Below are 15,193 nucleotides of genomic sequence, written 5' to 3' on the forward strand. Positions count from 1 at the left end.
AAAGGTGTCCTTTTTGTTTACTAAAATTATGATAAATAGAAAATAGCTTCGCGCAAAAAGCGCGAAGCTATTTTCTATTTACTGGGGTTTTGTCCCAGCCTCTTGTTTTATCTATTATATATTCATTCTATAAATTCATTTTCTATGATAAAAGAAAAGGGAGCTTCAAAAACTTAGTATGAGACTACTGTAGAACAATAAATTCAATACGTTAACATAAATATCAGCATGGAGCAATTCCGCCCCACCGAAGACTCCAGCGGGATATGCAGTGCTGATGAGACCCCGCAGAGCGTTAGCTCGAGGCAGACTAAGATCGCCACGTCCTGTGGCAACGTCTGCACTAGCACGTCCTGTGCGTCGGAGGCTCATTGCACGCCCGCGGAAAGCGAAGGTGGGGCGGAATTGCGGAATTTAAAGAGAAAGTCCATAAACCTAGATCTTTATTATTGTTTGGATTTTAAGAAATAAGAATAGTCTTGTCTCAGACTCTTCTATTGTTTCTTAAAATGATAACTAACTTCTTTCATTTCATCATTATATTCTATTTGGAAATCATAACCTTTAAAAAACCATTCATCGGATTTTTCGATGAAATAAGTTATACCATCGATTGTTTCGGTTGCTAATGGATCTGTAGGGGTTCCAACATTAATTCCTACAGAAAAATTATCATGCACTTCCGTCTTACCATAAACTTTTCCAAAGAAGCGTACGCCATCCCCTTTTTCTAGTCCCATTTCGTCGATATACCAATTATGTGCTTTATCTGATACAGTAATTTTCATAGCATTTACAGAGTTGCCTCTGTAACCTCCTCTCAAGGATTGTATGTTCAGTTTAACATATTCCCGAATGATTGATAAAAATATCGAACCCATAAGATCTTTTCATATTTAACATAAATTTCGAGGTGATACGATGAGTCTTTGGTTATATACCAATATTCTGTTGTTTGTTATTGTGATTTTTGATTTGAGCTATCCACTAACACAGCTGCCTATACATATTGTTCTTGGATTGTCGGGATTGTTTCTTATCCTTTTCAATTGGAGTAGACATGCTGTTTTTTCGACGATTCGGAATGCGACTGACCGTAAGAAGAAAATTCGGTTAGCCAATATTTCAAAAAGAGTATATCCGTTTCATCGCTGGGTGGGGAGTACTGCACTCGTACTTATTATATTTCATGCAGGGATTATCTTTCATCGCTATGGATACCATTCGGCTAATTTAAAATTATGGAGTGGAATACTAGCAGGTATCGTATTACTTCTAATGGTGCTCTCCGGTTGGCTAAGATTGTACTACCCAAGTGTTAAGAAAAGACGAGTCCATATCTATTTAGGACTCCTATTATTTTTTATGGTCGCAATTCACACGAGCATTTTTTAAGTAGTATTGGACTGAGGTGAATCCGTTTACATTAAAGAGTTATTGTTATAAAATATAGAAAACTCATAATTATATATGGAACGTGCCATAAAGTCTTATAACCAATAGGAGGGATTGATTTGGGAAAAACTCAGCATACTGGACCAATGAAGCTTCCAAAAAAACCGGACCCAAGTCTTTGGGTAAGTAAAGTACCTTTTGGATTAGGGAAGGTGAAACCACATCATATAAGAGATACAATGAAAGTTGTTTGGGAGAATAAGGATAATCTCCCGTATGCTACAAGGATTTTAACGCAAGGGGTTTGTGATGGATGTGCTTTGGGCGTTTCCGGATTGCAGGATCAGACGTTGAAAGGACCGCATGTATGTACGACAAGGCTGAACGTATTGCGTTTAAACACGATGCCTGCAATGAAAGAAGAAGTCATTCATCAAGATATCGAGGAGTTACGTAAGTTGAGTAGTACGGAGCTTAGACAGCTGGGACGGATTCCTTATCCACTTATTCGCGAACCGGGGGAGTCCCGCTTCAGAAGAATTACATGGGATGATGCATTGGATCAGATTGCGGATAAGATGCGCTCTCTTGATCCAAAACAATTTGGGTTTTATACGACTTCACGGGGAATTACGAATGAAGTCTATTATACATTAGCGAAGGTATCCCGTTTCTTAGGTACTAATAATATTGATAATGCATCTCGCATTTGCCACTCACCATCCAAGACTGCATTAACTCGGTCTGTAGGTGTTGGAGCCTCCACTTGTAACTATAAAGATTGGATTGGGACCGATGTCTTGTTGTTTTGGGGATCTGTCGCGGCAAATAATCAGCCGGTTTCTACAAAATATATGTATGCCGCTAAGAGAAAAGGAACAAAAATCATCATCATCAATCCTTACCATGAACCGGCGATGGACGAATATTGGGTACCATCCATTCCGGAATCCGCATTATTTGGAACGAAAATAGCTGATGATGTGTATCAAGTGAATATTGGTGGAGATATTGCTTTCATGCATGGCATCATGAAACATTGGTTTGAAATGGAAGAAGTCAATCCTGGTTCGGCGCTTGATCATCAATTTATTAATGAGCATGTAAATGGTCTAGAGGAATTACGTGAAAAAGTGATGACATATGACTGGAACGTACTGGAAAAATCTTCTGGAATTTCTAAAGAAAGAATGTTTGAGCTGGCACAGTTACTTGCAAAATCAAAATCTGCTGTATTCGTCTGGTCGATGGGGCTGACGCAGCATCGATTCGGTACAGATAATGTGTCACAGGTTGCCAACCTCGCACTTTTACGCGGCTTCCTCGGTAGGGAACATTGTGGGTTAATGCCGATTCGCGGTCATTCTGGTGTACAAGGTTCTGGTGAAATGGGAGCGGATCCATTTGTTCTGCCAGGAGGCGGAATGGACAAAGAAAACCGAAAACGCGTAGAGAAGATATGGGGCTTTCCTATTCCCAAATGGCAAGGTGACATCGTTGGTGTATCTTTAGAAAATGCATTACTTCCAAAGACGCATGAACGTAATCTATCACTCTACTATCTATCGGGCGGTAATTTCCTTGAAACGATGCCAAATCCTGATTTTGTAAAACGTTGTTTAGAAAATATCGATGTTCGTGTACATCAAGATATTATTTTCAACACGTCCACGTTAGTTGATGCAAAGGAAGCTGTGATTGTTCTGCCGGCGATGACCAGATATGAACAAAAAGGAGGGGGTACCTCCACTTCGACGGAGCGGATGGTTTATTTTTCTCCTGAAATTAAAGGTCCGCGGATAGAAGAGGCCAGATGTGAGTGGGAAATTTATGTTGACCTTGCAAAACGTGTAAAGCCAGAAGAAAGTGATTTGATCAACTTCACCTCTGCAGCTGAAATACGAGAGGAAATTGCAATTGCGGCACCAAATTATGATGGAATCCAGCATTTGAAAAATAGAGGTGATGTCTTCCAGTGGGGAGGAGCATGGTTATGTGAAGGTGGAATCTGTCCAACACCGGATGGTAAAGGGAATTTAATACCTGTAGAAATTCCTGAATACAGAAAGCCTGAAGGACATTTTCATGTGACAACGAGGAGAGGCAAGCAATTCAACTCGATGATCTATGATGACATCGATCCTTTCAATGCTGCTGATCGTGATGATGTTTTAATGAATGAAGAGGATGCTCGCGAGCTTGGTATTGCTGAAGGGAATCCTGTTGTAGTCTATAACCAGTACGGAATGTATAAGGGTCAGGCAAAATTCGTAAATATAAAGCCAGGCAACGTAGAGCTACATTGGCCAGAAGGGAATGTCGTTATACCTCAAGGCGTCTATGAAGAGTATGCAGGTATACCAGAATATACAACACAGGTAATTGTTGAGAAGGCCGATAGTTTCTATGCCCATAAGGATACAAAGTATGTCGAGAAACGTGTGGAGGAGTTGGAATTAGAACCGAGCTAGGGAGGGAGCGTATGGATAAATTAGAGAAGGCCGGTTGGAAAACGATTAAAATCAAAGGCTTGCATCAAGAGAGTGTCCCGGAGGCCATTACTACCGAGTTTCCGTTAACCCTTATGCTTGATGGTCATGAATTTGCAACGATTGTTTGTTCTCCAAGTGAGTTAGAGGATTTGACCATTGGCTTTCTTGCTTCAGAAGGAATTATTCGGAAAGCGGATGAAATAAAGGAACTCCAAGTCGACATGTATACTGGTTTTGCTCATATTTCACTCCATCAGCCGGTACAGCCACAGCAATTTGATCATTCCAGTCGGTTTATCGGATCGTGTTGCGGAAAGAGCCGCCAGTTTTATTTTAAAAGTGATGCCCGAGTTGCAAAAACGGTGACAAGTAAACTGGAGATAAAGGTATCCGAATGTATTATGCTGATGGAAGATTTACTGGACAGCTCGCTAGAATTCCAAAAGACAGGAGGCGTCCACAGCGCGGCTCTGGCAACATCGGATGGGCTTCTATATACCCGGTCCGATATAGGCAGGCATAATGCTCTGGATAAAGTTTTCGGCTCCATGCTCCGTGGGAGGATATCGGCTAAAGAAAAGCTTGTCGTGTTCAGCGGCCGGATTTCATCAGAAGTTCTGCTCAAAATCTCTAAAATGGGAATTGGTTTAATTCTATCTAAATCGGCTGTTACCGATCTTGCGGTACAATTGGCCAACGACCTCGGAATAACTGTCATTGGTTTTACCAGAGGTGACAGGATGAATATTTACACCCACTCACATCGCGTTGTTGATTTACATCCGGATTTGCAGACGGATTGACCGCTATGCTACTATTTTTATAGATAATGACGCCAATTGTTTTAAAGGAGGAAGGTCATTGATTAAAGTATTATTATTTGCTGAACTACAAGAAGTTGTCGGTAGACCGAGCATCGAAGTTCCGTTACAAAATCTCAGTGTGCAGCAATTAAAGGAGAAACTGCAGCAGGAATACCCTCAACTTAAACTTGGTGGAGTCATGACCGCAGTAAATGAAGAATATGCCAAAGAAGCGGACGACATTAAAGCGGGTGATACGGTCGCGTTTATACCTCCTGTCAGCGGTGGGTAAAAAAGCTTGAAGGAAGAGGAAAATGAACGAAAACCAAACCGTAGGAATAGTTTTGGCCGGTGGACAGTCGCGCAGATTCGGCAGCCCAAAGTCTTTTGCCGAAAAGGATGGTAAATCTTTTTATCAATGGTCTATTGATACATTGGTTCCTGTTGTGAATTCCATTGTATTAATAACCAATCGTGAACTTGAAAAGAAATTTATAGACAGAGGAAAGGTGGCAGTATATACAGATATAGAGCAACATTCTGGTAAAGGTCCACTTGCCGGAATATATACTGCGATGACGAAAAAGCCTGCAACTTGGTATGCAGTAATACCAACGGATGTCCCTTTTATGGATAAAAAGGTGTTTGAGCGGTTATGGAATGACAGGGAGACAGGCAAACAAGCAATCATCCCGATTGTTAATGGCAGATTGCAGCCTTTAATCGGCTATTATCATGTTTCGTTAAAACCCATCATTGAGAAACTGCTGGAAGCGGATCGACTGAACATGGTGGCATTATTGGATGAAGCTCAGGTAACCTATGTTCAGTTTGAAGATGAAACACCATTTATCAATATTAATAGATTGGAAGACTACGAACGTTATTTTAGTACGGATTGAGGGGTTAAGTATGCATCATGAACACAAAGAGCTTGCTCCGTCACAAGTGAACTGTGCGGTGCTGACTGTAAGTGACACGCGACATAAAGAAAATGATAAAAGTGGTAAATTGATTATCGATTTACTAAAAGAACAAGGTCATCAGGTTTCTTGTTATGAAGTTGTACCTGATGAAGCTGAAATTATAAAAGCTACAGTGAAACTCCTCGTGAAGAATAATGAGGTGGATGCGATTATTTTAAGCGGCGGCACCGGAATTGCGGCACGTGATGTTACAATTGAAGCCGTCAGCCCTTTTTTCTCAAAAGAAGTACCGGGTTTCGGAGAATTATTCCGGATGATCAGCTATCAAGAAGATATTGGAAGTGCAAGTATGCTATCTCGGGCCACATGCGGGGTAATTAATCACCGTCTAGTATTTATTATTCCTGGTTCAACAGGGGCTGTCCGGTTAGCGATGGATAAACTTATCCTTCCTGAAATTGCCCATGGAGTTCACGAACTGAAGAAAGATTTGGAGTAATGTATCAAGGCTCGAAGAAAACTTTCTCCGAGCCTTGAGATTTTTATAGTGAATAATATGTTTCTATATTCTTTTATAGTCTCCGCTCTTTCCGCCGCTTTTTTCAAGCAAGTACGTTTCCCCGATAATGATTCCTTTATCGATTGCTTTGCACATATCATAAACGGTGAGTGCAGCTGTAGTAACAGCTGTCAAAGCCTCCATTTCCACGCCGGTACTGCCTACAGTTTTTACTTCAGCTTGTATGATCAATTCATACTCACCAGTATTTATAGTGTTCCATTCAAACTGGATGGATACTCCACTTATAGGAATGGGATGGCACATTGGAATCAATGTGGATGTTTGTTTCGTACCCATTATTCCTGCTATTTCAGCAACTCCAAGAACATCTCCTTTTTTGTTTTTCTGCTCTACTATATTTTTATAGATATTCTCTGAGACTATTACACTAGAACGTGCAACAGCCACTCGGCTAGTTGCTTTCTTATCTGTAATATCTACCATTCTAGCGCGTCCTTGCTCATCAAAATGTGTAAACTCCGACATGTTTATCCTCCCCCTTATTTAGAAGTTGCCTCCATGATTACTCTCAGTTTAATAAAACAAGTAAGCATTTACAAATAACAATTTCTTTCTTTTATAAAACAAGTAAGACATTTGAATAAATTGCGTGTAATTGGCTTGCGGAATGACCGCTGTTAATACCGTGCAGAAAGTCTTGGACTTTATTCTGATTTAACAAAATTAACACGCTTTTTCATGGATAAAGATTTGTTTATTTTTTCCATAGATAAAGGAAAATCATTAATTACAAATTTATGTTATAATCGAAAAATATAATTAGTTGGGAGGGTAAATTATGTCGTTAGAAAAAGATTTTAACATGATAGAAAATGATTTGATTAAAATCAGCAACCATTTATATAACAACCCTGAACTAGGGGATGAAGAATTTGAATCATCCAAGATGCTAGTAGAGTACTTAGAGTCACACCAGTTCAAAGTTGAAACCGGAATTGTAGATCGTCCTACATCTTTCCGGGCTGAGTTTTCGGGAAGCAAGCCAGGTCCGACTGTCGCTTTTTTGGCAGAGTATGATGCGCTTCCGGGAATTGGGCATGGTTGTGGTCATAATTTAATTGCAGTTATGGCAGTAGGTGCTGGTGTTGTTTTGAGCAAGCATGTGGAGGAAATCGGCGGCAAAGTCGTTGTGCTTGGGACACCAGCTGAAGAAACGAGTGGAGCTAAAGTTCCAATGGCTGAGCAAGGTGTGTTTGATGATATTGACGTAGCGATGATGGTTCATCCTGCAGATGTTTCTTCGGAAAGTGGACCAATGTTGGCGATGGATGCCTTGCAATTTGAATTCACTGGAAAAGCGGCACATGCGGCAGCCTCACCTCAAGAGGGAATCAATGCGCTTGATGCTGTCATCCAACTTTTTAATGGAGTCAATGCTCTAAGGGAACATGTCACCCCTGATGTCAGGATGCATGGCATCATTACGAATGGTGGAGAAGCTGCAAATATTGTCCCTGAAAAAGCAGTTGCTCAATTTTACATCCGAGCCGATGAACGTGAAATGGTCAACCAAGTAGTAAGTAAGGTGAAAAATATTGCAGAAGGTGCCGCTTTAATGACAGGCGCAACAGTTGATATATTCAATTTCGAATTAAGTTATGATGATATGGTTACGAACCAGACATTGTCGAACGTCTTCACAAAACATTTAAAAGCTGTTAGCCCCCATGAAGTTTATCCAGCTGTTCCTGCGACGGGATCGGCAGATATGGGGAACGTCAGTCATGTTGTTCCTTCCATACACCCTTATGTTGGGATGAACAAACCAGGACTTGTTTTCCATACTAAGGAGTTTGCTGATCAAACCATTACACCGGATGGAGAGACGGCGATTAAAGACGCCGTATTAGCTTTATCACAGACGGGACATGAGATTATTACAACTCCACCATTACTTAATGCTATAAAAGAAGAATTTTCGAATCGATAAATTCATTTTCTAGTTACGATCCGCAGTTGTACGCATCGTAACTAGAAAAAAATACATACAACAAGAATGACAGAAGTGAGGACTTAAAATGAATGATGAAATCGTACATAGGAAAAAAAGGAAATTTGAATTTCCGCATGTTTTTGCATTGTTATTTGGATTGATTATTATTGCGGCCATACTCACCTATTTCGTTCCTGCAGGAGAATATGAACGCGTCGTCAATGAGGAAGGCTACAATGTTGTAGTCGACGGAACTTTTAAAGAGATGGAATCAAACCCAACTAGTCCAATTGGAATCATCGATGCCGTTTATAAAGGGATGGTTAATGGTGGAGAAATCATATTCTTTATTTTTATTGTCGGTGGTGCATTTGGAATCATCAATGCAACAAAAGCAATTGAAGTAGGTCTCGCAAATGTTTCTACAAAACTTGCTGGAAGGGAAATCATCATCATTCCGGTAGTTATGGTGTTATTTGCCCTCGGTGGCGGGACATTTGGAATGTCAGAAGAAACCTTGCCATTTATTCTTATATTAGTTCCCCTATTGATGCGGATGGGATTTGATTCCCTTACTGGTCTAGGGGTAATCGTTATTGGTTCTTGTGCAGGATTTACGGCATCGTTCTTGAATCCATTCACTATTGGTGTTGCACAAGGAATCGCTGAGCTTCCGCTTTTTTCTGGAATTGAACTGCGTTTATTGTTATGGGTAATTTTTGTCGGACTTAATATTGCATTTGTCATGATTTATGCCAATAAAGTTAAGAAAAACCCTGAGACAAGTATCATGTATGAACTAGACCAAAAGTGGAATTTGGAAGACTCTGCTCAATATACCAATGTTAAGTTGACTGGGAGACAATCACTCGTTCTCGTTCTATTAGTATTGGCGATTATCGGACTTGCAGTAGGTGTGTTATCGTATGGATGGTACATTATGGAAATCTCTTCTTTATTCTTACTAGTTGGTATCCTTGCTGGAATCATCGCTAAGTTTCGGGTGAATAAAATTGCAGAATCCTTCGTTGATGGTTGTCGGGAGATGGTTGCAGGGGCACTCATAGTCGGTATCGCTTATGGGGTGTTAGTAATTTTGGAGGAGAGCAATATAATTGATACGATTCTATTCCATTTATCTTCCATTCTAAGCGTTATTCCATCAGCATTCACTGCAATCGGGATGTTCATTACCCAAGCGCTCATCAATCTTGGCGTACCCTCGGGTAGTGGTCAGGCCGCATTGACGATGCCGATCATGATCCCTCTTGCAGACCTGGCTGAAGTAAATAGACAGACTGCCGTGCTGATTTTCCAACTTGCTGACGGAATTGGTAATATCTATGCACCAACATCCGGTGTTCTTATGGCATCTTTGGCGATGGCTAGAATACCATGGACGAAATGGATGAGATGGATATGGCCATTACTCGTCGGTTCATACTTATTTGGAGCAATTGTAATAACCATCGTCCATTTGTTTGTCTGGACGGCTTAATCATTAAATAGTAACTCCCCCAATTGTTTTACAATGCGTAGAATGGGGGAGTTATTTTTATATACTTAAAAAAATAAATCGAATATGCGTTCGTTTTTTGTTATGTTTTTTGAACAGATGTGTTAAAATGGTTAAGAGATATTAGATCGGAGGCAAAGCAAGTGAAAAATAAATTTGAACTCGTATCTAAATATGAACCAGCTGGCGATCAGCCGGCAGCAATAAAGGATTTAGTTGAGAAAGTATTGGCTGGTCAAAGACACCAAACATTACTTGGAGCAACTGGCACAGGTAAAACATTCACAATCTCTAATGTCGTGAAGGAAATCAATCGTCCAACGTTAGTGATTGCTCATAATAAAACATTAGCAGGTCAGCTTTACAGTGAGTTCAAAGAGTTTTTTCCAAATAACGCTGTAGAGTACTTTGTAAGTTACTATGATTATTATCAGCCGGAGGCATATGTTCCTTCCACAGATACGTTTATTGAAAAGGATGCAAGCATCAATGATGAAATTGATAAATTGCGACATTCCGCAACCTCGGCACTATTCGAACGCGAGGATGTCCTAATTGTCGCGAGTGTATCCTGTATATATGGGTTAGGTAATCCGGAAGAATATCGTAATCAAGTTCTATCTTTGAGAATGGGAATGGAGAAAGATCGGGACCAACTGTTACGTGATTTGGTGGATATCCAATATGCAAGGAATGATATTGATTTTCAACGCGGTACTTTCCGTGTTCGAGGCGATTCGGTCGAAATCATACCGGCGTCCCGGGAAGAGCATTGTATTCGAATTGAATTCTTTGGAGATGAAATTGATCGAATCCGTGAAGTGGACGCCCTTACCGGTGAGATTATCGGGGACCGGGAACATGTAGCAATTTTCCCTGCTTCCCACTTCGTAACAGGTGAAGAAAAAATGAAGAAAGCGATCAAAAATATTGAGAAAGAATTAGAGGAACGTTTAAAAGAGTTGCGGGAAGAGAATAAATTATTAGAAGCCCAGCGATTGGAACAGCGCACCAATTACGATTTGGAAATGATGCGGGAGATGGGGTTCTGCTCAGGAATTGAAAACTATTCCCGCCATCTTACGTTGAGGGAAGCTGGAGCAACTCCTTATACATTACTCGACTTCTTTCCGGATGATTTCTTAGTCGTCATTGATGAGTCCCATGTTACATTACCACAAATCCGTGGGATGTATAATGGTGACCAAGCGAGGAAACAAGTGCTTGTCGATCATGGATTCCGTTTACCGTCTGCACTGGACAACCGTCCATTGAAATTTGATGAGTTTGAGAAAAAGACGAATCAATTGATTTATGTTTCAGCTACTCCAGGTCCGTATGAACTCGAACATACACCTGAAATGACAGAACAAATTATCCGTCCTACGGGATTATTGGATCCGAAAATTGAAGTGCGGCCAATTGAAGGTCAAATTGATGATCTAATTGCTGAAATCAATCAAAGGATCGATAGAGATGAACGTGTCCTAGTTACAACCTTAACGAAGAAAATGTCCGAGGACCTGACGGATTACTTGAAAGAATTAGGGATGAAAGTCGCCTACCTGCACTCTGAAATCAAAACCTTGGAAAGAATTGAGGTTATTCGTGATTTGCGGGTCGGGAAATATGATGTGCTCATAGGAATTAACCTTCTGAGAGAAGGACTTGATATTCCTGAAGTTTCGCTAGTCACTATTTTAGATGCCGATAAAGAAGGCTTCCTGCGTTCGGAAAGGTCACTAATCCAGACAATGGGACGTGCTGCCCGTAACGAAAATGGGGAAGTCATCATGTATGCAGACCGGATTACGGATTCCATGCAGAAGGCAATCGATGAAACGAATCGTAGAAGAGAAATTCAGATTGCCTATAATAAGAAACATAATATTACACCGAAAACGATTAAAAAAGATGTTCGCGATGTCATAAAAGCAACCCTTGTGGCAGAAGATGATGCTTCATATGATAAGAAAGTCACCAGCCTGTCACAGGTGACGAAGAAAAATCGTCCGCAAGTTATTGCCCAATTAGAGAAGGAAATGCGGGAAGCTGCCAAGGCGCTCGACTTTGAGAAAGCTGCCGAGCTTCGTGACATTGTGTTTGAACTCAAAGCGGAAGGATGAGCATGTAGATGCGAGAGAAACAAATAGTTGTACAAGGCGCTAGGGAACACAACTTAAAGGACGTTAGTGTAACGATTCCTAAAAATAAACTTGTAGTAGTTACAGGACTTTCTGGGTCTGGAAAGTCCTCTTTAGCCTTTGACACCATTTATGCAGAGGGACAGCGACGTTACGTCGAATCATTGTCCGCTTATGCAAGAATGTTTTTAGGACAAACAAATAAGCCGGATGTGGATGTCATCGAAGGTTTGTCACCGGCTATTTCGATTGATCAAAAGACGACAAGTAACAATCCCCGATCAACCGTAGCTACGGTCACGGAGATTTATGATTACTTACGTTTGCTGTATGCCAGAATTGGTCATCCGATTTGTCCGGAACACGGTATTGAAATCACTTCACAAACAGTCCAACAAATGGTCGACCGCATGATGGAATATCCAGAAAGAACAAAAATGCAAATTTTAGCACCTGTTGTATCTGGCCGTCGCGGAGAGCATGTGAAGGTATTGGAGAAGCTCCGTCAAGAAGGTTATGTTCGCCTCCGAATCGATGGAGAAATGCGGGAAATTCATGAAGATATTAATCTAGAAAAAAATAAAAAGCATTCCATCGATGTAGTCATCGATCGGGTCGTTATAAAACCTGGAATTGAAGGAAGACTCGCTGATTCCATAGAATCTGGTCTTCTTCTTGGAGAGGGCAAAATAATCGTTGATGTCATTGGGGAAGAGGAACTTATCTTCAGCGAAAACCACTCCTGTCCAATTTGTGGATTTTCTATCGGTGAAATTGAACCTAGACTATTCTCATTCAACAGCCCATTTGGTGCTTGTCCAACTTGTGATGGACTAGGTACAAAACTCGAAGTCGACCTCGATTTAATCATCCCGGATTGGGATTTATCATTGAATGAACATGCCATCGTCCCATGGAAGCCAATCAGCTCCCAGTATTACCCACAGCTTTTAAAGAGCGTATGTGAGCATTATGGTATTCCTATGGATGTTCCAGTGAAGAATATACCGAAAAAACAGATGGATATCATTTTATATGGAAGCGGCAAAGAGAAAATTCGCTTCTACTTCAAAAATGATTTTGGTAAAGTCCGTGATGTTGAAATAGAATTTGAAGGTGTCGTTAATAATATCGATCGCCGTTATCATGAAACATCCTCTGACTTTACTAGAGAAACATTGGAAAAATATATGGCGATCAAAAATTGCCGAACTTGTAAGGGTCATCGCTTGAAAAAGGAAGCCCTCGCTGTCTTGATTGATGGGAAAAACATCAGTGAAATGACGGAATTCTCAGTAGGAGAAGCAATTAAAAACCTCCAGCATGTAGAGCTTACAAAAAAAGAAAAGCAGATCGCAAATCTTATTTTAAGAGAAATTGAGAACCGACTAACTTTCTTATATAATGTTGGACTTGATTATCTGACTTTAGCCCGTTCTGCTGGGACATTATCGGGAGGAGAGGCCCAACGGATCCGTCTAGCAACCCAAATTGGTTCTGCATTGACGGGTGTGCTGTACGTTCTGGATGAGCCATCCATCGGTCTGCATCAAAGGGATAATGATAAGTTAATTGAATCCTTGAAAAAGATGCGTGATCTTGATAACACATTGATTGTTGTAGAGCATGATGAAGACACGATGCTTGAAGCAGATTGGCTCATTGATATTGGGCCGGGTGCCGGTGAGCGTGGCGGACAAATTATTGCTAGTGACACACCTGATAAAGTGATGAAAAATGAGAACTCCTTGACAGGCCGTTACTTATCTGGAAAGGAATTCATCCCTCTGCCAACCAAGCGGAGAGAAGCAGATGGACGGTACATTGAGGTGATCGGTGCTGCAGAGAATAACTTGAAAAAAGTTAACGTCAAAATCCCTATTGGTTTATTTAACGTGGTTACAGGAGTTTCCGGTTCAGGAAAGAGTACACTTGTAAATGAAATTATTTATAAAGCCCTATCCACTAAGCTGAATCGAGCGACATTACGAAAGCCTGGTAAACATAAAGAAATTAAGGGAATCGAATATCTGGACAAAATTATCGAAATTGACCAGTCGCCGATAGGAAGAACTCCACGTTCCAACCCAGCAACGTATACTGGAGTATTTGACGATGTCCGTGATGTGTTCGCCCAAACGAATGAAGCAAAAGTACGCGGCTATCAGAAGGGTCGTTTCAGCTTCAATGTCAAGGGTGGACGTTGTGAAGCGTGCAGGGGCGACGGGATCATTAAAATTGAGATGCATTTCCTGCCGGACGTTTATGTTCCATGTGAAGTCTGTCATGGAAAACGATACAACCGAGAAACTTTGGAAGTGAAATACAAAGGTAAGAGCATTGCAGATATTCTCGAAATGCGTGTCGAAGAGGCCCTTGACTTCTTTAGTGCAATACCAAAGATCAAGCGTAAAATCCAAACGATAGCTGATGTAGGACTAGGCTATATTAAACTGGGACAGCCAGCCACAACGTTATCTGGAGGAGAAGCGCAACGGGTCAAACTTGCCAGTGAGCTTCATAAACGTTCGAACGGTAAATCGCTGTATATTTTGGATGAGCCGACGACTGGTTTACACACTCATGATATCAAGCGACTATTAACAGTACTCCATCGTCTTGTAGAAAATGGGGATACCGTTTTGATTATCGAACACAATCTTGATGTCATCAAAACTGCTGATCATCTCATCGATCTCGGACCTGAGGGAGGTGCAGGAGGCGGACAAATCATCGCCACCGGCACACCAGAAGAACTGGCTGAAAAAGCTGATATCTCTTACACAGGAAAATACTTGAAACGTATTCTCGAACGGGATAATAAGCGGATGGAAGCGAAAGTGAAAGAAAAAGAAGTGTTAAATAAATAATATTGATTCTTTGAAAGAGGTTGGGACAACATTACTATTACTATACTAAAACACAAACAAAACGCCTCTTGAGAGAAGATTTATACGGATGTTCTTCTGATGTCCGCAGTCCCGTTCCACCTTCGCTTTCCTCGGGAAGCCCGTGAGCCTCCGACGCAAAGGACGTGCTAGTGCAGACGTTGCCACAGGACGTGGCGATCTTAGTCTGCCTCGAGCTAACGCTCTGTGGGGTCTCACTTCGGCTTCTTCTTCCCGCAGGAGTCTACGGTGGACCGGGACTGCTCCCTGGAGAAATCAAATTAGGCTCTCTGTTCTTTTTAAAATTGAACAGAGAGCCTTTTGTTATATTACATAACTATTCTACAAATTAACTTTTTGTTATAAAAGAAAAGACAACTTATAATATTTAGTATTAGACTTCTGAAGAACTATATAAAATTCAATGCGTTAACCATCAATATAAGCATGGAGCAACCCCGCCCCACCGAAGACTCCAGCGGGATATGCAGTGCTGATGAGACCCCGCAGAGC

13 protein-coding genes are annotated in these 15,193 nt (G+C 41.0%); 10 read left to right on the top strand and 3 right to left on the bottom strand.

Annotated elements, in window-relative coordinates; genetic code table 11:
• Window positions 1-165 precede the first annotated feature (165 nt).
• On the bottom strand, window positions 166-372 hold the full coding sequence (locus tag ACFSBH_RS09165; RefSeq protein WP_251511137.1) for a hypothetical protein: 207 nt from the start codon (window positions 370-372) through the stop codon (window positions 166-168).
• 122 nt (window positions 373-494) lie between these two features.
• Window positions 495-788 carry a HesB/YadR/YfhF family protein gene (locus tag ACFSBH_RS09170; protein WP_379597176.1) on the bottom strand — a complete coding sequence of 98 codons (294 nt, stop codon included), beginning with the start codon at window positions 786-788 and terminating at the stop codon, window positions 495-497.
• Between the two features lie 133 nt (window positions 789-921).
• Between ACFSBH_RS09170 and ACFSBH_RS09175 the strand changes: the two genes are divergently transcribed.
• From ACFSBH_RS09175 to ACFSBH_RS09200, 6 genes are all read left to right on the top strand, one after another.
• The gene (locus tag ACFSBH_RS09175; protein WP_251511139.1) at window positions 922-1,395 is read left to right on the top strand and encodes a hypothetical protein; all 474 of its coding nucleotides are present in this window, start codon (window positions 922-924) and stop codon (window positions 1,393-1,395) included.
• Window positions 1,396-1,514: 119 nt separating this feature from the next.
• Window positions 1,515-3,866 carry an FdhF/YdeP family oxidoreductase gene (locus ACFSBH_RS09180; protein ID WP_379597178.1) on the top strand — a complete coding sequence of 784 codons (2,352 nt, stop codon included), beginning with the start codon at window positions 1,515-1,517 and terminating at the stop codon, window positions 3,864-3,866.
• An 11-nt stretch (window positions 3,867-3,877) separates the two neighbouring features.
• Window positions 3,878-4,690, top strand: a complete 813-nt coding sequence (gene fdhD, locus ACFSBH_RS09185) for a formate dehydrogenase accessory sulfurtransferase FdhD (RefSeq protein ID WP_379597180.1) — start codon at window positions 3,878-3,880, stop codon at window positions 4,688-4,690.
• 58 nt (window positions 4,691-4,748) lie between these two features.
• Window positions 4,749-4,982 carry a molybdopterin converting factor subunit 1 gene (gene moaD, locus ACFSBH_RS09190; protein ID WP_251511142.1) on the top strand — a complete coding sequence of 78 codons (234 nt, stop codon included), beginning with the start codon at window positions 4,749-4,751 and terminating at the stop codon, window positions 4,980-4,982.
• Window positions 4,983-5,004: 22 nt separating this feature from the next.
• Window positions 5,005-5,592, top strand: coding sequence for a molybdenum cofactor guanylyltransferase (locus tag ACFSBH_RS09195; RefSeq protein WP_379597183.1), 588 nt, complete (start codon window positions 5,005-5,007; stop codon window positions 5,590-5,592).
• Between the two features lie 10 nt (window positions 5,593-5,602).
• A complete protein-coding gene (locus ACFSBH_RS09200; RefSeq protein WP_251511144.1) occupies window positions 5,603-6,115 on the top strand; it encodes a MogA/MoaB family molybdenum cofactor biosynthesis protein in 513 nt (170 codons plus the stop codon).
• 63 nt (window positions 6,116-6,178) lie between these two features.
• On the opposite strand, the gene moaC is transcribed toward ACFSBH_RS09200, so the two are convergent.
• The gene (gene moaC / locus ACFSBH_RS09205) at window positions 6,179-6,664 is read right to left on the bottom strand and encodes a cyclic pyranopterin monophosphate synthase MoaC (protein ID WP_251511145.1); all 486 of its coding nucleotides are present in this window, start codon (window positions 6,662-6,664) and stop codon (window positions 6,179-6,181) included.
• 313 nt (window positions 6,665-6,977) lie between these two features.
• Here moaC and ACFSBH_RS09210 point away from each other — a divergent pair, with 313 nt between their 5' ends.
• From ACFSBH_RS09210 to uvrA, 4 genes are all read left to right on the top strand, one after another.
• Window positions 6,978-8,129, top strand: a complete 1,152-nt coding sequence (locus tag ACFSBH_RS09210; RefSeq protein WP_251511147.1) for a M20 family metallopeptidase — start codon at window positions 6,978-6,980, stop codon at window positions 8,127-8,129.
• Between the two features lie 88 nt (window positions 8,130-8,217).
• Window positions 8,218-9,630 carry a YfcC family protein gene (locus ACFSBH_RS09215; RefSeq protein WP_251511148.1) on the top strand — a complete coding sequence of 471 codons (1,413 nt, stop codon included), beginning with the start codon at window positions 8,218-8,220 and terminating at the stop codon, window positions 9,628-9,630.
• A 161-nt stretch (window positions 9,631-9,791) separates the two neighbouring features.
• Entirely contained in the window at window positions 9,792-11,774 is a 1,983-nt protein-coding gene (gene uvrB, locus ACFSBH_RS09220; RefSeq protein ID WP_251511149.1) for an excinuclease ABC subunit UvrB, read from the top strand.
• 8 nt (window positions 11,775-11,782) lie between these two features.
• The gene (uvrA, locus tag ACFSBH_RS09225; RefSeq protein WP_251511150.1) at window positions 11,783-14,662 is read left to right on the top strand and encodes an excinuclease ABC subunit UvrA; all 2,880 of its coding nucleotides are present in this window, start codon (window positions 11,783-11,785) and stop codon (window positions 14,660-14,662) included.
• Window positions 14,663-15,193 lie beyond the last annotated feature (531 nt).

Origin of the sequence: Oceanobacillus luteolus (assembly GCF_042678205.1) — a bacterium.
GTDB lineage: Bacteria > Bacillota > Bacilli > Bacillales > Amphibacillaceae > Oceanobacillus > Oceanobacillus luteolus.